This window comes from Aestuariivirga sp., from assembly GCF_041738905.1.
Lineage (GTDB): Bacteria > Pseudomonadota > Alphaproteobacteria > Rhizobiales > Aestuariivirgaceae > Aestuariivirga.
The window spans coordinates 1-18,333 of sequence record NZ_JBGSOZ010000116.1; the positions used below are offsets into that span (position 1 = coordinate 1).

Sequence of the window (18,333 nt, forward strand, 5' to 3'; positions counted from 1 at the left end):
ATCATGTGGGGAGAGACGTCCATTTGCTTTGCGATCTGCGCCAGCTTCGCCGGGAAGCTTTTTTAAAATCCTCAATCGCTCCCTCGGCTTGCGCATGATGACGAGGCCTTGCCGAAAGCTTGCGGTATCCCATTGCCCGCAACTGGCGGCTCACAGTGTCCTCACTGACGGACACGCGAAACTCCTCCCAAACCCATTGGCACAGATCAATGATGCGCCAGCGAACCACGCCATGGCTAGCCGGTATCGGGCCGCTCTCCACCATCGTGGCAAGCTTTGCCAGTTGTTCGGCCGTCAGTTTCGGCGGCTTGCCCGGCGCCTTGCGGTTGATCAGCCCATCAGGACCGTGAGCGTTGAACTTCTTGACCCAGTCACAGACGATCTGAACGGTGACGCTGCCCAGCACAGCTGCCTCGCCGCGGCTTGCGCCATCATAGATCGCGGCAATCGACAGAAGCCGCCGGGCTTGGGACGCATCTCCCGCATGCCTGGCAGCCAGGCGGCAGGACTTCGCGTCAAAATCGGCACGGAGTGGCAAGGCGGCCATGGTATCGCTCCCTGTTTCCCACCTTGAATCAATTCACAGCTGATTTGTGAAGCCCCCCAGAGTCACCTTCAACGCGGATTGGTATAAGCCGCTGTAAATTGCAGCGGGCACTCGATGCCTCACTCTACTCTTCTGATAACCCCAGAGCCGATGCTGCCCATCCAAGACCAACAAAGCCAACTTTTCGGCAGCGTATGAGATTGTTTTTGACCGGGTATTATATTTGAAATCAGCATTACCTTGAGCAGACAGCACTATGTTGCTCGGTATCGAACCGGAACCTGAAGACAAATATTTGGCGATGTCGTTTGCTCTTCCTTCGTTCAACGCCCTCTGAAAACCAGCAAGGGCATCTTCGTCCCGCCGTGCAACGAAGCAACTAGGGAATAAATCCTCAATCGGAATCGTTGTGAAGTAGAAGGTATGCTCGTTCTGTTTCAACCGAAGAGCGGGAAAGGAAAGGCGCTTCGCCGTCATTGTCTTTTGTGCCTTTGGCGGAAAATGTTCAATAAAGATAGTCCTTCTGCCCAAGGTTACGCAATGACCAGTTTTTGTAGAAATAGAGTCTACGTTCCCCCCAAAATCACTTCCCCCCGCTCCGCGATCTTCGCCCGCTCCTTCGCGCGTTCCGCCATGGATTCCTCGCGGCGTTTCATCACTTCGTAGACGATGGCGCCGGCCAGTGAGATTCCGATGATGATGACGGCCAGCGCCGAGAGGGCTGGCGTGGTGCCCTGGCGGGCTTCGCCGGCGAGCACGGTCACCAGCGTCTTGTCGGCGAGGATGGCGAAGGTGGTGGTGTTGTAGTTCTCGAAGCTCGACAGGAAGCCGATGACGGCGGCGGAAATCAGCGCGGGCTTCAGGAAGGGCAGCAGGATGTGCCAGAACACCTGCGGGTATGACGCGCCGAGGTCGAGCGCTGCCTCCTCCTGCGCGCGGTCGAAGCGCTGCAGGCGGGCCATGATGATCAGCAGGCAATAGGCCGAGACGAAACTCGCCTGGCCGAAAATGGCGAGGACGATGCCCTTGTAGAAGGTGCCCTTGACGCTCCAGTCGAGGCCCAGCAGCGCCGTCACGCGGTCGCCGCCCTCGAAGAAGTCCTTCCAGAAGATGACCGTGGAGATGCCGATGATGACGCCGGGCGTGAGCACGGGCGAGATGGTGACCAGATAGAAGAGGCCTCGCGCGCGGTGATAGATCTGGTTCATGATGATGGCGGCGGCCAGCCCCACCGGCACCGAGATGGCAACGACGCCGAGGCCGATGATGATCGAGTTCTTCAAGCCGTCCATCATGGCGCGGTGGTTCCACAGCTTTACGAACCAGTCGAGGGTGAAGCCCTCGAAGGGGATGGCTGTGGGGTAATTCGGCGTGTTGAAGGCGGTGACGCTCATCACCAGCAGCGGCCCGAACAGGTAGAGGAAGAACAGCAGGATATAGAAGCCGATCATCCCCTTTATGACATGCTTCGAACTCACTTGATCGTCTCCCCGAGCGACACCTTGAACATCCGCAGCATCAGCATCACGAAGGCGATGCAGGCGGCGAGCAGGATGAAGGCATAGGCCGCACCCCGCGGCCAGTTGAAGGACTGGAAGAAGAAGTCATAGACGATGGAGGTGAACCACAGCGTCGACGGGCCGCCGAGGAACTGCGGTGCGGCGAGCGAGCCCGCCGAGAGCATGAACACCATGGTGCAGCCGCTGGCGATGCCGGGCTTGGCATAGGGCATCACCACGTCGCGGTGGATCTTCCACCAGGGGGCGCCCAAGTCCCGCGCCGCCTCCACCTGGTTCTTGTCGAGGCTTTCGATGGCGTTGTAGAGCGGGAACACCATCACCAGCAGATAGGCATAGGACAGGCCCACATAGAGGCCGGTGTTGTTGCCGAGGAAGTCGATCTTCTCGTCGGTGATGCCCAGCCCGATGAGCGTCTGGTTGATGAGGCCGTTCGACGCCAGCAGCAGGCGGAGCGCGAAGGCGCGGAGGATCTCGTTCACCCAATAGGGCACGATCAGGCCCAGCATGAGGAGGCGCACCTTCTGCGCCGTGCCCGCCTGCGCCATGTAATAGGCCAGCGGATAGCAGATGGCGAAGTTGAGCGCCGTCACCGCGACCGACGTGATGATCGAGTAGGCGAAGGCATAGATGTGGATGCCGTTCACCTCGTTGTCGACGGGGTTGATGAAGAACGACTTGTATTGCGCGATGGTGAGGACGTCCGTGGGGCCCCCGCGCTGGGCGGGCGGCAGCTTCGGGTGGAAGCTTTCGACCACCATGTAGAGATAGGGGAGCGTGACCAGGAACAGCGCCCAGAAGGCCACGAGCAAGATGAACACGATGCCGAGCACCGTGCCGTTGCGCTCGAAGAAGCCCTTGTGCGTGGGGTCGTGCGCGGCCTTCGATTCATACCGCGACATCGCCCAGAAGATGGCGATCACCACGAAGGGCAGGATGAAGACGAAGAGGCGGCTACTCACGGGCCATCTTTCCTTCCGGCAGCACGATACCCATCATCGGTTCATACGAGATCGTCGCCTTTTCGCCGGCGGCGGGCAGAGGAACGGAGTTCTGGCGGCCCACCGTCATGGTGATGTCCTTCTTGGCCACGCCCTTCAGGAACACATGCGTGGCGTTGCCCTCGAAGGCGGCGGAGAGCGTTTCGGCGGAGAGCGTGGTATCGGCCTCGCCCTTGCCGGGCCTGAGCGACTCCGGCCGGACGAAAAGCGTGGCGGCGGCACCTTCCTTCAGGTTTTTCGGGTTGCGGCCGCGTAAGGGTCCAAAAGCGGTCTGCACCACGGCGCCCGTGGAATCGGCCCGGATGACCTTGCCGGTGAAGGGATTGTTCTCGCCCACGAAGGAGGCGACGAATGCGGTGTCGGGCTCGTCATAGACGGTCTTGCCGTCGGACACCTGCTGGATCACGCCATCCGACATGACCGCGATCCGGTCCGACATGGTGAGGGCCTCGCCCTGGTCATGCGTGATGTAGATGAAGGTGATGCCCACCTGCTGCTGGATGGCGCGGAGCTCGTTCCGCATATGCTGGCGGAGTTTCAGGTCCAGGGCCGAGAGCGGTTCGTCGAGAAGCAGCACCTTGGGCTGCACAGCCAATGCGCGGGCAATCGCCACGCGCTGCTTCTGGCCGCCTGAGAGTTCGCCCACCAGCTTGGCCCCCTGGTCGGAAAGCGCGATCAGGTCGAGCAGCTCCTGCGCCTTCTTCATGCGCTCAGGCTTCGAGACACCGCGCACGCGAAGGCCATAGGCGATGTTGTCGGCCACCGTCATCAGCGGAAACAGCGCGAGGTTCTGGAAGATCAGCGCGGTGGGGCGCTTGTTGGGGCCGATGCCCGTCATATCCTGCCCGCCGATCCGCACGGCACCTTCCGACGGATCGAGAAAGCCCGAGACCGTGCGCAGGATGGTGGTCTTGCCGCAGCCCGATGGCCCGAGGAAGGAGAAGAACTCACCCCCCCTGATATCGAGCGTCGCATTGTCGACGGCGGTGAATTGCCCAAACCGGACGGTTACGTGATCAAGCTCTACGCCCGCGCTCATGCGCCCTGATGCCCCCTGGAATTGCTGTCTTTTTGCAGCTGCTCACTGGACTTTCTACCGAACCTGCACAGAGATCAAGTAGAACCAACCCGTGCCCGAAAATGAGCCAGCCCCGGAGCGACCGGGGCTGGCGTTGTCTTGACGTGTGCGAGGCGCGATCAGGCGGCCTTGAACTTGTCGACGTACTGGCTGCGGATTTCCGCGTACCAGGTGGGCTCCGCCGGCCAGGGCCAGAGGTTCGCCAGCGCGTCGCCCGGGAAGGCTTCCTGGAAGTTCTTCTTGGCCACGTCCGACAGCAGCGCGTCGGCGCCGGTTACGACCGGGTTGTAGCCCGAGCCTTCAGCGACGGCCGCAGAGGCTTCCGGCGTCTGCAGGTATTCGAGGAAGGCATAGACCTGGTCGGTGTTCTTGGCGGCCTTCATCAGTGACAGGCCGTCAACCCACGCGATGGCGCCTTCCTTCGGGGCCTGATAGTTGACGGGCTTGCCGTCCTTCTTGAGCGAGAGTGCCGGACCATCCCAGGTCTGGCCGATCCACACGTCGTTCTCCATGAGACCCGACTTGGTGTTATCGGCCGAATCCCAGAACTGCTTCACCCAGGCCTTGTGCTCGATGGCGAAGGCAAGGATCGGGTCCCAGACCTTCTTGAAGTTCTCTTCGTCCTTGTAGCCGTCGAGCATGCGGTTCGATGGCATCTTGCCAGAAGCATCCATCCACAGGCCGATGCCGAGCAGGAAGGAGTGGCCGCGGCCCTGCGTGTGGCCCTTGACGTCCTCAGCCCAGAGCGAACCGTAGCTGAGGTCCTTCGGGTCGCCCTTCCACAGGTCGGTGCGGTAGGAAATGGCTTCCGAACCCCAGCAATGCGGCATGTAATAGAGGCCGTCTTCCCAGGTCCAGAGCTTGCCGGCGGCTTCAACCATCGAGGGGATGATGTTGCCGTGGTTCTTGATGCGGTTCATGTCGAAGGGCGCAAGGACGGCGAGGTCCTTGTACTGGGGTGCGCGGTTCTGGGTGGGCTGGCAGAGGTCGAAGCCCTCGCCGCCGGTGGCCTGCAGCTTGTTGATCTGCTCCTCGTTCTGCGAGAAGGGGGTGGAGTTCACCTTGATACCGGTCGCCTTCTCGAAATTCGGCAGCACGGGATCGGGGAATTCGTCCGACCACATCAGCAGGTTCAGTTCGCCCGAGGAAGAGAGGGCGCGCTTGATGTAAAGCGGGCTCGTCAGGCCGACAGCGCCAAAGGCGGCGGCCGACTTGAGCAGCGTGCGGCGGGAGAGCGCTGCCGCGCGAATGGTTTCCTGAGTGGGGGTGAGAATGGTTTTTTTCATCTGTGACGATCCTCCTGGTCGCAAGGGCGGGATGCCCTAGCGGAAATTTAAATCTTGCCGTCCGGTTTCACCGGCTTCTGGTTTCATTTCAAGACAGTATGACGATCAGATGACATGGAGGCAAGAGGCGTAGTGCCGAACAGTTCTCACATCAGATGGAAGTTCAAACGCGCGTCACATGACCCATGTCGTCGATGAAGGCGGCAGGAGGGGTAGAGCCAGGCAGAAACGCAGCCGCGCTCAAACGACGACCCCAACCGGCACCCGTATCGAGATTGAGCCGATTGCGCTTCAGTTCGGGAAGGCCTCGCACGGGCGTGTGGCCGTGAACAATGAAACGGGAAAGGGTCTGGTCTTCCGGCGGATGCTTTCTCGTCCACAGCAGAGTGTGGCGGTCGCGGGCCTCGGGCGCTGCAGGATCAATCCCGGCGTGGACAAACAGGCGCTGTCCGTCGTCGATGAAGGTCGGCAGGGCCGACAGGAAGTCGAAGTGGTCGCGTGGAACCTGGTGCAAGTCGTCCGCTCCATAGCTCTCCAGCGTTTCGTATCCGCCATTCGAGAGCCACCGGTCCAACTGTTCGCCGCCGGCCAGTGCGGCCATCATCATGTCTTCGTGATTGCCGCATATCGCCCGAAGATTGGCGGGCCGTGCAGCGAGGAAGTCAAGTACCTCGCGTGATGCCGGTCCGCGGTCGACATAGTCGCCCAATAGAATGAAAGAGGTCGTTTCCACGCCGGCAGCTTCTGCGAAGGCGCGGCAATGGCCCACGAGGGCCATGAGCTTGTCGAAGTGTCCGTGGATGTCGCCGATACAGAAGAGCATGTCCTGTCCTTATCCTGACAAAGGACATAGTGGCTGGACGCAAGAATGTCCCGCGTCTGGTTCAGGCGGCAACGCGATTGCGGCCAGCAGCCTTCGACTCGTAGAGCTTGGCATCGGCCCGCTCGAAGAGGCCGCGCGTGCCTTCGCCATCGGCCAGTTGCGCCACGCCGAAGGAGGCGGTGACCCGGAGCATGGTGTTGGGAGCGCCGGGCTTCTTCCAGAGTTGTCCTTCGAGCTGGGTCCTGATCTGGCCGGCGATGACCACAGCATTTTCAAGCGAAGTCTGTGGAAGCAGGATCGCGAACTCCTCGCCGCCATAGCGGGCCACCGTATCGCGGCCCTTCATGTTGTTGGACAGGATCTTCGCGAACCATTTCAGCACGTCGTCACCCGACTGGTGGCCATAACGGTCATTGATCGCCTTGAAGTGATCGATGTCCGCCATGACCAGCGACAAGGGCTTCGAGACGCTGCGGGCCGCAACGATCTCGGCGGCGATGGTGATGTCGAAGCTGCGGCGGTTCTTGAGACCGGTGAGCGGATCGCTGAGACCCTGCGCCTCGGCGGCGGCGAGATTGCTCTTCAGCTTTTCGATCTGCTGTTGTGATCTTTCGAGGCTCGACTGCAACTGCGACGAGCGTTCGCGCATCTTGTCATTCTCGGTCATCAGATAGGATACGATCAGACGGACCTGCCCGGGGCTGAGGCTGTCGGGTAGCTGATCCTTGGCCTTGTCAAGAGCCATGCTGAAGCTTGAGCTGGCCTCCTCCTGGTTCTTGAGGAGCCCGAGAATCTTCACCACCTCGCCATGGACCTCGCGGTCGGCTGCGGTGGCCGCAGGAGCATTGCCGTCGCTGCCATCGGCTATCCGGCCCTGCAGGACGTCGGCGACGGAGCCAAACAGCGCAGCAGCGATCAACACTGTCACCGAGGCAAGGAGCCAGCCTTGCTGGTTGGGAATGGTTCCCGCGCGCAGGATCAGAAGCAGCGCGGCGAGGCCCGCGAAGCCAGAACACGCAGCGAGTATGAGGCGGAGAAATGGTGGCATCGTCACGTCGCAAGCAGGTGAACCATGGCAAGTTTACGTCGCGAGGCTTGCCGCAATCTTGCATGGCTTCCCTGCCGAAACTTCCGCGTGACGCGGCGGGGCTTGCTGGCTAGGTTCGCCCTGACGCGTCATGGGAGGCCAAATTGCGGAAGAAATCGAAAGCCATCATCACCTGTGCCATCACGGGGTCCATTCACACGCCGTCGATGTCGCCCTATCTGCCGGTGACTCCGGACGAGATCGCAACCCAAGCGATTGACGCGGCTGAAGCCGGCGCCTCGATTCTTCATCTTCACGCGCGCGACCCCGAAAACGGCAGGCCCGCGGGTGCGCCCGACGTCTACAACCAGTTTCTGCCGCGCATCAAGCAGTCGTGCGACGCCATCGTGAACATCACCACGGGCGGCGGGCAGGGCATGTCGATCGACGAGCGCATCGCCGCAGCGGAAGCCTTCTCGCCCGAGATGACCTCGCTCAACATGGGCACGATGAACTTCGGCCTGTACCCGATGCTGCAGCGCTACAACGACTTCAAGCACCCGTGGGAACGCGCCCATCTCGAAGGTTCCAAGGACTTTATCTTCCGCAACACCTTTGGCGACATCGAGAAGATCCTCGAGCGGCTGGGGAAGGGCCATGGGGTGCGCTTCGAGTTCGAGTGCTACGATGTCGGCCATCTCTATACGCTGGCTCATTTCCTCGACCGCAAGCTGGTGACGCCGCCGCTCTTCGTGCAGACGATCTTCGGCATCCTCGGCGGCATCGGCCCCGACCCGCAGAACGTGATGTTCATGCGCGAGACGGCGGAGCGGCTGTTTGGCGACCAGTATCACTGGTCGGTGCTGGCCGCGGGGCGCTTCCAGCTGCCCTTCACCACCATGGCCGCCACCATGGGCGCCAATGTTCGCGTGGGGCTTGAAGACAATCTCTATCTCGGCAAGGGCAAGCTCGCGCCCTCCAACGCGGCGCTCGTTTCCAAGATCCGCCACATCCTGGAGGAGCTCTCGATCGACATCGCCTCGGCGGAAGAGGCGCGCGCCATGCTGGAGACCAAGGGCGGCTCGAACGTGAAGTTCTGACGTCCCGCAAGGAACACGCAATGCCGAAGCGCGTCATCGTCGTCGGAGCCGGGATCATCGGCGCCTCGATTGCCTGGAACCTGGCCAAGCGCGGGGCGAAGGTCACTGTTGTCGATTCGGGCGAGCCCGGCGGCGTGGCGACGCGCAGTTCGTGGGCGTGGATCAACGCCAGCTGGGGCAACCCCGAGCCTTACTTCAGGCTCCGGATGCGCTCGATTGCGGAGTGGCGGCAGATCGAAAGCGAAGTACCCGGCCTCGCGGTCAACTGGTGCGGCGGCCTGATCTGGGACACGCCGCCCGCCGACCTCGATGCCTACGCAGCGGAGCGTGCGGCTTGGGGCCATCCGATCCGGCGGGTGAACCGGGACGAAATCCTGGCGCTCGAACCCACTCTCAGGGAGGTTCCCGACCACGCCTATCATGTCGCAGGCGAGGGGATGCTGGAACCTCTGGCCGCCACACAGGCTCTTCTTGCCGCCGCACAACGGCTGGGCGCAGGCATTCTGGGCAACACCCCGATCAAGTGGCTGGAAGAAAAGGATGAAGGCTGCACCGGCGTCATGACCAACGACGGCGTCATCCATGCCGACGAGATCGTGGTCGCGGCGGGAGCAGAAACGGCAGCCCTTCTCGACGGGGTTGGCATCACGCTGAAGATGAGCGCGCCTGTGGGCCTTCTCGCCCATTCGAAGCCTGCGCCGAAGCTCCTGAACGGCCTCGTGATGACGCCGGGCCTGCACATCCGGCAGACCGCCGAAGGCCGCATCGTGGCGGGCACGGATTTCGCCGGGGCCGATCCAGAAGGCAAGGCGGACGAGCTGGCCGCCGACCTTCAGGCCAAGGTGGAGGCAATGGTGCGGGGTGCCGAGGGAATCGGCCTCGATTTCCACACGGTCGGCTACAGGCCGACGCCCACCGACGGGTTCTCCGCCGTGGGACGCCCGCGCGGGCGGGCAGGCCTCTATGTTGCTGTCACGCATTCGGGCGTGACACTCGCTCCCGCCATCGGCCGCTTCGCGGCGGAAGAAATTCTCGACTGCAGGCGCGATCCGCTGCTCACTCCCTATCACCCTGACAGGCCTGCACTCACATGACCATGAAGCCCCTGAAAGACGCGCCTCGCGAATTGCTCGCCGGGGTGGCCGCCGTGCTTACCGATATCGACGACACGCTCACTCTCCATGGCCGCTTGCCGGCAGAAGCCTTCGCGGCTTTGTGGAAGCTCAAGCGTGCCGGGATCAAGGTAGTGCCGATCACCGGGCGGCCTGCGGGCTGGTGCGATCTCATCGCCCGGCAATGGCCGGTGGACGGAGTCGTCGGCGAGAATGGCGCTTTCTATTTCCGCTATGACGATGATGCGAAGAAAATGATCCGCGTCTATGCGCAGAGCGCGGAAGAGCGCGGCGCCAACACCGAACGGCTCTGGACGATTGCGCGGCGCGTACTGACGGATTTTCCGGGCACGGCCATCGCCTCCGATCAGGCCTATCGCGAGATCGACGTCGCCATCGATTTCTGCGAGGACGTGCCGCCGCTACCGCTGGCCGAAGCCCAGAAGATTGCTGAGGCCTTCCACAAGGAAGGGGCCGCTGCGAAAGTATCATCGATCCATGTGAACGCTTGGTTCGGTTCCCATGACAAGCTCACCATGAGTAGCAGGTTCCTGTCCGAAATCTTTGATATAATTGTGGAAAGGGATCTGAAATCGATCGCCTACTGCGGCGACTCGCCCAATGACGCGCCGATGTATGCGGTGTTTCCGCTGGGGATCGGCGTGGCCAACATCAGGCCTTTCGCGAAGCTCATGCCGCATCTTCCGAACTATGTGACCGAGGGCGAGGGCGGCCACGGCTTTGCGGAGTTTGCCGATGCGGTGCTCCGTGCACGGAATGCCTGATGCGTGACACGGTCGCCGGGCTTGCCATAGGCGCTGCCGGCGCGATTGCCTGCTGGGGTCTCGGCGTCCCCGCGCCCTGGCTCGCGGGAAGCATGGTTGCAGGCATCATCGCGATTTTCTCCGGCATCCGCGTCGGCATGCCGGACTGGCTCAAGGCGTTGTCGTTCATTTTTCTTGGCATACAGACAGGGACGTCGGTAACGTGGGACACGGTCGACCGCGCGGCGCAGTGGCCGCTCTCGATCATCTTTTTGGGCGTCACGGTCGTCGCGGTCACCTGGGCCTGCACATGGTATTATGTGCGGCGCAGCGGGTGGGACAAGCCGACTGCACTCTTCGCCAGCCTGCCGGGCGCTCTCTCGCTGGTACTGCTTCTGGCCAGCACCACGACGGCCGACATGCGGCGCGTCACCATTGCACAGTGCATCAGATTGTTCTTCCTCGTCGCGGCACTTCCCTCGGTCATCGCATGGCTGTCGCCGCCGGAACCCGTCCATGTGGGCGTTGGCGTGATCGGCAGCGTGACGGATATCGCCATCCTCATCGTGATCTCGTCACTGGCGGGCTTCGCGCTTGAGCGGCTCAGGGTTCCCGCCGGATTGATGCTGGGGCCGATGCTGGCCAGCGCCGCGCTGGAACTCACAGGCGTCATTTCGGGTGCTGCGCCCAACAGCATCCTCATCCCGGCCAACATCGTCCTGGGCGTGATGATCGCCTCGCGCTTTGCGGGCTTCACCTTCCGGGAGTTTACGGACGCGCTGCGGGACGGCTTTTCCGGATTCCTGATCGCCCTTGTCATCGCCATCGCCGGCGCCTGGATCACCAGCGCCGTGGCGGGGTTGCCACTGGCGTTGACGCTCCTGGCCTTTTCACCGGGCGGTCTCGATGCCATGACCATCATGGCGTTTTCCCTCAACCTCGACCCGGCCTACGTGGGTGCCCACCAGATGGCGCGGTATCTGGGCCTCGCGCTGATGATGCCGATGGTGACGGCTTTCGTGCTCCGCCGCATGGGGGCTCACGTGAATGTCACTTCGCCCAGCATGCCTTCCAAGCTAGAGGACCGCTGATGGACAAGCTCGCGTTTCTTCTTCCCTACAAGGGCCTCGTGGTCTTCTCGGCTCTGGCGATCTTCCTGGTCCTGGACCGGGTGATGCCGGCGGCCCGCGTCATCGGTGGCCTCAAACGGGTCTTGAAGAACATTTCGCTCGCCGGGGTGAATGCCCTGCTGTCCTGGGTGGTTGTGGTGCCGGTCTCGGCACTTGCCGCGTCCCATGCGCTGGACTGGCGGCCGGAGTGGTGGTCCGGCTGGGCGGGGCTGGCGCTCGATCTCCTGATCCTCGACTGCTGGATCTACTGGTGGCACCGCGCCAACCACGAACTGCCCATTCTCTGGCGCTTTCACGAGGTTCACCACCTCGACGAGTTTCTCGACGCCTCCTCCGCATTGCGGTTCCATTTTGGCGAGGTGTTCCTGTCCTCGCTGGTCCGCGCGGCTGTCATCTTCCTGCTGGGCGTGCCGCTGCTCAACGTGGTGATCTTCGAGACGCTGCTGGCGGTGGTGGCGATCTTCCACCATTCCAACGTCAGGCTGCCCGTCTGGCTGGAGAGGCCGCTGTCGTTCCTCATCGTCACGCCGTCGATCCACTGGGTTCACCATCATGCCATCCGCCGGGACACCGATTCGAACTATTCGGCCCTTCTCTCCGTTTGGGACCGGCTTTTCGGCAGCCGCAGCGCCACCCGCCGCACCCCGGACATGCCGATCGGCACCGAAGGCCTGAAGGACCGTGGCATCGGTGGACTTCTTGCCCGGCCCTTTGACCGGTCCTGAATTTCAGCGGCGGGTGGCACGGCCCCTGCACCGGAATGGCCTCAGAGGACACAGTCCTGCCATCTGTCCCATGTTGGAACAGGCGAGGGACCCGAGGAGCACCGGATTTGGCGAAGGCGCCCACGAAACACGGCGAGGATGGCGGACTGAAGGAGGCGTTGCGCGAGGCAAGGCTGGCCGAGGCCGCTCATTTCGACGCGGCGCTGGACCTTCGCGATTCGAAATCGCTCCGCCTGCAATTGCTGAAGGACGATCTGGCGCCGGTCGTGCAGTCGTCGGCCGAGGCCCGGGGGCTCTTCGACCTGACTCTGGTACCGGGTGAGCCGCCGCGGCTTTGGATCGATCTGATCTCCTATGTGCTGATGGAGCCCGACCACCGCACTTACCGCTTCATGCAAGACCGCCAGGATGAGCGGGACATCGTGTTCGAAAGTGCGGACCGCCGCGCCATGACCGTTGAAATCCGCCGCCACATGGCCCACCGGCTTGTCAATCGCGAGCGGCAGGCTGCGGCTGTGCGCCTTGATCCCCCGTCGTCCGGATATTCGTCGGGCTCCCTCATCCTCGCATGGACATCGGGCTTTGCCTTCGGCGCGCTGGTCCTGCTGGGCGTTGCAATCTATCTCGGCTTCATCACCGCCTGACCGGCGGGCGGACCTGCTTCCGCCTGCGGTTACAATCTGAAACAGCAATTGATTTCAATAGAATCCGGGGCCCTGTTAGTGAGAGGATGGATAGCTGAATCAGGGTAAACTCTTTGTTCAGGTGTCAAAATTATTATTGTTTTCCGGGGTTTTTGAGCGAATGCAGGGTGCACTGAAGCGGAGCGTTGACACTGGGACGGAAAACCGTCCTACCCTGACCGTCAATCGCAGGCTCGCACAGAATCTTGGTGGTTTCGGCTCGCTGGCCGAGGGACTCGACTATGCCGCGCAGGGCGTGACCGGATTCAACTTCTACTCCTCCCGCGGCAGCCTCCAGACTGTCCTGCCTTATGCAGAACTTCGCCATCGCGCCATTTCGACTGCGCGGAAGCTGCTCTCGCTGGGCCTGAAGCGCGGTGACCGCGTGGCTGTCGTGGCTGAAACAGGGCCTGAATTCATGGCCGTGTTCTTCGGTTGCCAGTATGCCGGGCTCATCCCGTGCCCCATGCCCTACACGATGTATATTGGCGGCAAGGACTCCTATATCGACCGCGTTGCCGGAATGCTGGCGGCCGCCAGGGCCTGCACCGTGGTGACGGGCGATGACCTTCTGAGCCATATTTCCGAAGGTGCGGAAAAGGCCGGTGTCGCGCGCGTTCTGACCCACGCCGCCTTGCAGTCCCTTCCGGAAGCCGCCACCAAGCTCGAGCCCTTCGGCCCGGACGAGGATGCCTATATCCAGTATTCCTCCGGTTCGACCTCCAGCCCCAAGGGCGTGCTCATCACCCAGAAGGCGATTCTCGCCAATGCCCGCGCCATTCTGCGCGAGGGCCTGAAGCTCACGCCGGATGACCGCGCCTTTTCCTGGCTGCCGCTCTATCACGACATGGGGCTCGTGGGCTTCTGCCTGTCTCCGCTCCTCGGGCAGGTGACGGTTGACTTCCTTGCCACAACGTCATTCGCCCGCCGTCCTGCTCTGTGGCTCAGGCTGATGTCCGACAATCGCTCGACCATCACCTATTCGCCGAGCTTCGGGTATGATCTCGCGGGCCGCCGCATCAATGGCGAGGCGGTAACGCTCGATCTGTCGGGTCTCCGCGTGGCGGGCATCGGCGGCGACATGGTGCGTGCCGACGTGCTCGACAATTTTGCCGCCATGCTGTCTGTCGCGGGCTTCAAGCCGCAGGCCTTCCTGCCGAGCTACGGCATGGCCGAGACGACACTGGCGATTTCCTTCGTCGATCCCGCCCAGCCGATCCGCATCGACGCCATCGACCGTCACGCACTGAAGACCGAAGGCCGTGCCGTGCCGTCGACAGGGGCCAATTCGCGGAGCTTCGTGGTGTGCGGCCGGCCGCTCTCCGAGAGCACCGTTGAAATCCGCAACGAGCAGGGCCTTGCCCTGCCGGATCGCCGCGTGGGCCGCATCTTCGTCAACACGCCAAGCCTGATGGCGGGCTACTATCATAATGAGGATGCGACCGCGGCCGCCATCGGCACCGACGGGTTCCTCGATACGGGAGACATGGGCTACTGGCTCGATGGCGAGATCGTCATCACCGGCCGCGCCAAGGACCTGATCCTTCACAACGGCCGCAACATCTGGCCGCAGGACATCGAATGGGCCGCCGAGCAGATCGAGCCGCTGCGCTCGGGCGATGTCGCGGCCTTCGCGGTCGAGGGTGATGACGGCGACGATGATGTCGTGGTGCTGGTACAGTGCCGGCTGCATGACCAGACCGCTGTAGACGCGCTGCGCCATGAGGTGTCGGCCGTTGTCCATCGCAGTGCCGGCGTCGAGTGCAAGGTGGTGATGGTGCCGCCGAAGAGCCTGCCCTTCACATCGTCGGGTAAACTGTCGCGCGCTGGTTCCAAGCAGAAATACCTGTCGGGTGAAATTGCCGAGATCGCCCTGGCGGCGGAACCGGCGTTCCTCGAAGCCGCGCAGTAGCGCCAGCGGGGGACCGACCCCATATCGGAGACCATGAGCCGGACCATTGCCATCACCGGGGCCACGGGCTTTGCCGGTCGCCACGCCGTAGCCGAACTGCTGGCCCAGGGCCATCGGCTGAAGGCGCTGGTGCGCCGGCCGGATCGCGCCGGCCTGTCATCTGCGGTGGAACTGGTTCAGGGTGACCTTCACGACGATGCCGCGCTCGACCGGCTGGTGAAGGATGCCGATGCAGTGGTTCACCTCGCAGGCGCCATTACGGCGCTGGAGCTTCATGGCTATTTCCGCGTCAATGCCCATGGCACGCTGGCATTGGCGGAGGCCGCCGTTCGGGCCGGTACAAGACGCTTCGTCCATGTCTCGTCGCTCTCGGCGCGCGAACCGCAGCTCTCGCCCTATGGCGCCAGCAAGCGGGCGGGCGAAGATACGATCATGAGGCTTTCGGACAAGCTCAACGCCGTGGTGATCCGTCCGCCTGCCGTCTATGGGCCTGGCGACAAGGGTACTCTGCCGCTGATCAAGGAACTGACCAGGCCCATCGCCGCCATTCCGGGCCCGCGCGATGCGCGCTTCTCGCTGATCCATGGCGGTGATCTGGCCCGTATCATCGCCGCGGCTGTCAACGGCACGGAACAGGGTATTCACGAGGTGAGCGACGGACAGCCGGGCGGATATGGCTGGCCCGATCTCATCCGCGTCGCGGAAGCGATGCGCCAGAAGCCGATCCGCGCGGTCTACCTGCCACGCATGGTGCCGATGGCGGTGGCGCTCGGTGCGGAAGCGCTGTCGCGGTTGTCGGGCAAGCCGGGGATGGTGAACCGTGGCAAGGTTGCGGAACTCTATCATCGCGATTGGGTCAGCCGCGCGGGTGCGCTGTCTCTTTCCGATCCCGTCACGTTCGAGGCGGGATATCCCGAAACGGTTGCCTGGTACCGCGAAGCGGGATGGTTGCCTGCAGGCCCCCGTGCCGATAGAACGGCACAAAATTCAAGGACGTGAAGATGACAGATACCGTCGCGCAGATCTCGAGCCTGCTGGAACCGTTCAACACCAACGGCACCGTGCTCTCTGCCACCACAGACATCTCGACCGACCTCAACATCGATTCCGTCACCGTCATGGATTTTGTGATGGAGGTCGAGGATCACTTCGACATCGAGATTCCACTCAACGTGCTCTCCGAGACCCGGACCATCGGCGATCTTGCCAAGGTGGTCGAGGCGCGGGTGAAGAAGGACAAGGGCTGACATGGATCTGCTCGCCAAGCTGCAGGGAATTGCTGACCGCCACGCGCGCATGATGTCGCTGGGCGTCAATGCCATCGGCGTCACCAACGAGGAGATGATCTCGCCCACCCGCGCGATCATCGATGGCCGCGAGACCATCCTCGCCGGCACCAACAACTACATGGGCATCACCTTCGATCCCGATTGCATCGAGGCGGGCAAGAAGGCGCTGGATGATTTCGGCACCGGCACCACGGGCTCGCGCATCGCCAATGGCTCCTTCGCGCTTCATACTGAGCTCGAACGTGAATTCGCGGCATTCCTCGATCGGAAGCACTGCATCGTTTTCACGACGGGCTATCAGGCCAATCTCGGCATGATGTCTGGGCTCGCCGGTCCTCGCGACACGATATATCTCGATGCAGACTCGCACTCCTCGATCTATGACGGATGCACGCTGTCGGGCGCAAAGCTCGTGCGCTTCCGCCACAACGATGCCGCCGATCTCGACAAGCGCCTGTCGCGCGGCGAAGACGATGGCGGCGGCAAGCTCGTGGTGCTCGAAGGCATCTATTCGATGATGGGGGACCGCGCGCCGCTCGCCGATTTCGTTGAAGTGAAAAATAAGCATGGCTTCCAGTTGCTCGTCGATGAAGCGCATTCCTTCGGCGTGCTGGGGCCCAATGGCCGCGGCCTTGCGGATGAGGCGATCCTGGAGAAGGAAGTCGATTTCGTCGTCGGCACATTCTCGAAAAGTGTTGGCGCCATCGGTGGGTTTGGCGCGGGCGATCATCCGCTGTTCGAGTACCTGCGCTACACGATGCGCCCCTACATGTTCACGGCGTCGTCATCACCGGCCTCGGTCGCCACATCCATTGCGGCCATCCGCAAGATTGCCAAGGAACCGCAGCGCCGCCAGAAGCTGCGCGACAATTCGGCCCGTCTGTTCGAAGGGTTCAAGTCGCTCGGACTTGAACTTGGTTGCGATCAGGTGAGTCCCGTCATCGCGGTGAAGTGCCCGGATGAGCCGTCGACCATCTCGATGTGGAACGCGCTGCTGAGGTCGGGCGTCTATGTGAATATCGCGCTGCCGCCGGGAACGCCCAACAAGCTCTGCCTGCTGCGCTGCTCGGTTTCGGCCGCGCATACGGACGCCGATATCGACCGCATCATCGACCTGTTCGGAACGGTTGTGGCGCAAGGCCACGGCAAGATGGCGGTGATGGCCTAGCCGCACACAAAGGTATGGACGGGACCCGCCTCAAGTTTCAGAGGTCCGTCCTTCGGGGGATCGAAGAACTCGCCGTCGATGACGAACATCACGTTCGACGCGATGCGGAGTTCATCGGAGCAGAAGCTTACTGACTTGGGCGGCGGCGTTCGCGTCTCGCTGCCATACATCACCGGCAGCAGCCAGCGCAGCACTGATGGCACCGGATAGGGGAAGATCGACGTCCGGATCGGCCCTGTCTTGCCGCCCCAGAAAGGCTTCGTGTTCAGCACCAACTTGTCGAGCGTCGTCGACATCTGGAGGAGCTGATGGCCTTCGGCATAGCGCCGGCCATTGGCTTCCACCGTAATGTCATAGGCACGGTCGAGGCGGTTCTGGTCATGCGGATCGGGTGCCGTGAACACGGCCTTGGCAACGGCACTGGCGAGCGTGCCGAAGGTGGCCCATTGGCCTTTCACGCCGCGCGCATTGAAGGCCTGCTGGCAAAACAGCGTTCCCGTCGCGACCGCGCCCGTGCCGACGAACATGCCGTGGCGCGCCTTGCCGTCACCCGGATTGGCGCAACGGATGGTGTGGCGGGCCCGCAGGTCTGCTGGTGCAAGGCGCTTCATGAATTGGGCTTGCGCCTCGATCGAGTGGCGGCGGAAGCCGAGGTCGGCAGCGGTGAGGTTGGTGGTGCCGTGCGGCAACAGGCTGATGCGCGGCGCCTGCCGGAAAGGACGCCTCTCGCCGATCTGCGTGAGGATTTCCTGGATGGTGCCGTCACCGGAACTGATGAACAGGTCCGAGACTTCTTCGCGCGCCATGTCGTCGATGATTGAGGAGAGCTGCTCGAAATGCTCCAGCACGCGCACCGTGACCGTAGGGTCGCCCTGCAGTTTCCCGGCGAGGGCAAGGCCCTTGCCGCTGCCCTTGCCGGCACGCGGATTGACGATGAGCCCGGCGCGCGTCACCGGGCGGCGGTCCACGCGATGATGGCCGATCCAGCGCGGGATGGCCGGTTGAACTGCGGACGTGCTCTCGCGTGCGAATATGCCGCCCGCAAGGGAACTGGTGCGCGGAGCGTCCGCCATGACTGTGCCGATCCCGAAAAACGTTGTGCGTGATGGATCAGCATAGTGAAACTTCGCCACCAGAAGGTTACCGCAATCATGCGGCTTTGCCCGATCGT

At 62.6% G+C, this 18,333-nt stretch carries 19 protein-coding genes; 10 read left to right on the forward strand and 9 right to left on the reverse strand.

The genetic code is table 11. The features are described from left to right. Position 1: 1 nt before the first annotated feature. From ACEW8Q_RS10520 to ACEW8Q_RS10555, 8 genes are all read right to left on the reverse strand, one after another. The gene (locus ACEW8Q_RS10520) at positions 2-547 is read right to left on the reverse strand and encodes a transposase (RefSeq protein WP_373504011.1); all 546 of its coding nucleotides are present in this window, start codon (positions 545-547) and stop codon (positions 2-4) included. A gap of 33 nt (positions 548-580) precedes the next feature. Continuing rightward, complete coding sequence (locus ACEW8Q_RS10525; protein WP_373504012.1) at positions 581-1,024, reverse strand: DGQHR domain-containing protein; 444 nt, start codon at positions 1,022-1,024, stop codon at positions 581-583. Positions 1,025-1,113: 89 nt separating this feature from the next. Beyond that, a complete protein-coding gene (locus ACEW8Q_RS10530; protein ID WP_373504013.1) occupies positions 1,114-2,025 on the reverse strand; it encodes an ABC transporter permease in 912 nt (303 codons plus the stop codon). Continuing rightward, on the reverse strand, positions 2,022-3,026 hold the full coding sequence (locus ACEW8Q_RS10535) for an ABC transporter permease (RefSeq protein WP_373504014.1): 1,005 nt from the start codon (positions 3,024-3,026) through the stop codon (positions 2,022-2,024). The genes ACEW8Q_RS10530 and ACEW8Q_RS10535 overlap by 4 nt, the downstream gene beginning before the upstream one ends. Next, a complete protein-coding gene (locus ACEW8Q_RS10540; RefSeq protein ID WP_373504015.1) occupies positions 3,019-4,104 on the reverse strand; it encodes an ABC transporter ATP-binding protein in 1,086 nt (361 codons plus the stop codon). The genes ACEW8Q_RS10535 and ACEW8Q_RS10540 overlap by 8 nt, the downstream gene beginning before the upstream one ends. 158 nt (positions 4,105-4,262) lie before the next feature. After that, positions 4,263-5,429, reverse strand: coding sequence for an extracellular solute-binding protein (locus ACEW8Q_RS10545; RefSeq protein WP_373504016.1), 1,167 nt, complete (start codon positions 5,427-5,429; stop codon positions 4,263-4,265). Positions 5,430-5,592: 163 nt separating this feature from the next. Further along, entirely contained in the window at positions 5,593-6,252 is a 660-nt protein-coding gene (locus ACEW8Q_RS10550; protein ID WP_373504017.1) for a metallophosphoesterase family protein, read from the reverse strand. Between the two features lie 61 nt (positions 6,253-6,313). After that, entirely contained in the window at positions 6,314-7,300 is a 987-nt protein-coding gene (locus ACEW8Q_RS10555; RefSeq protein ID WP_373504018.1) for a GGDEF domain-containing protein, read from the reverse strand. 143 nt (positions 7,301-7,443) lie between these two features. On the opposite strand from ACEW8Q_RS10555, the gene ACEW8Q_RS10560 reads away from it, so the two are divergent. The 10 genes from ACEW8Q_RS10560 to ACEW8Q_RS10605 all read left to right on the forward strand — a co-directional run bounded on the left by ACEW8Q_RS10560 (position 7,444) and on the right by ACEW8Q_RS10605 (position 17,162). Continuing rightward, positions 7,444-8,379, forward strand: coding sequence for a 3-keto-5-aminohexanoate cleavage protein (locus ACEW8Q_RS10560; RefSeq protein WP_373504019.1), 936 nt, complete (start codon positions 7,444-7,446; stop codon positions 8,377-8,379). Next, a complete protein-coding gene (locus tag ACEW8Q_RS10565; protein ID WP_373504038.1) occupies positions 8,376-9,473 on the forward strand; it encodes an NAD(P)/FAD-dependent oxidoreductase in 1,098 nt (365 codons plus the stop codon). Before ACEW8Q_RS10560 ends, ACEW8Q_RS10565 begins: the two co-directional genes overlap by 4 nt. After that, entirely contained in the window at positions 9,470-10,276 is an 807-nt protein-coding gene (locus tag ACEW8Q_RS10570; protein ID WP_373504020.1) for an HAD-IIB family hydrolase, read from the forward strand. Before ACEW8Q_RS10565 ends, ACEW8Q_RS10570 begins: the two co-directional genes overlap by 4 nt. Continuing rightward, positions 10,276-11,346 carry an AbrB family transcriptional regulator gene (locus tag ACEW8Q_RS10575; protein WP_373504021.1) on the forward strand — a complete coding sequence of 357 codons (1,071 nt, stop codon included), beginning with the start codon at positions 10,276-10,278 and terminating at the stop codon, positions 11,344-11,346. The genes ACEW8Q_RS10570 and ACEW8Q_RS10575 overlap by 1 nt, the downstream gene beginning before the upstream one ends. Beyond that, complete coding sequence (locus ACEW8Q_RS10580; RefSeq protein WP_373504022.1) at positions 11,346-12,110, forward strand: sterol desaturase family protein; 765 nt, start codon at positions 11,346-11,348, stop codon at positions 12,108-12,110. The genes ACEW8Q_RS10575 and ACEW8Q_RS10580 overlap by 1 nt, the downstream gene beginning before the upstream one ends. 107 nt (positions 12,111-12,217) lie before the next feature. Continuing rightward, a complete protein-coding gene (locus tag ACEW8Q_RS10585) occupies positions 12,218-12,754 on the forward strand; it encodes a hypothetical protein (RefSeq protein ID WP_373504023.1) in 537 nt (178 codons plus the stop codon). A gap of 160 nt (positions 12,755-12,914) precedes the next feature. Then, a complete protein-coding gene (locus ACEW8Q_RS10590; RefSeq protein WP_373504024.1) occupies positions 12,915-14,705 on the forward strand; it encodes a fatty acyl-AMP ligase in 1,791 nt (596 codons plus the stop codon). Between the two features lie 33 nt (positions 14,706-14,738). After that, positions 14,739-15,704, forward strand: coding sequence for an NAD-dependent epimerase/dehydratase family protein (locus tag ACEW8Q_RS10595; RefSeq protein WP_373504025.1), 966 nt, complete (start codon positions 14,739-14,741; stop codon positions 15,702-15,704). Between the two features lie 2 nt (positions 15,705-15,706). Continuing rightward, positions 15,707-15,952 (forward strand): acyl carrier protein, encoded by a 246-nt coding sequence (locus ACEW8Q_RS10600; protein ID WP_373504026.1) that lies wholly within the window; start codon positions 15,707-15,709, stop codon positions 15,950-15,952. Between the two features lies 1 nt (position 15,953). Next, positions 15,954-17,162 carry an aminotransferase class I/II-fold pyridoxal phosphate-dependent enzyme gene (locus tag ACEW8Q_RS10605; RefSeq protein ID WP_373504027.1) on the forward strand — a complete coding sequence of 403 codons (1,209 nt, stop codon included), beginning with the start codon at positions 15,954-15,956 and terminating at the stop codon, positions 17,160-17,162. Here the strand turns inward: ACEW8Q_RS10605 and ACEW8Q_RS10610 are convergent. Then, positions 17,159-18,235: a diacylglycerol kinase family protein gene (locus ACEW8Q_RS10610; RefSeq protein ID WP_373504028.1), complete on the reverse strand. Its 1,077-nt coding sequence runs from the start codon at positions 18,233-18,235 to the stop codon at positions 17,159-17,161. The two genes, ACEW8Q_RS10605 and ACEW8Q_RS10610, sit on opposite strands and share 4 nt — an antisense overlap. Positions 18,236-18,333 lie beyond the last annotated feature (98 nt).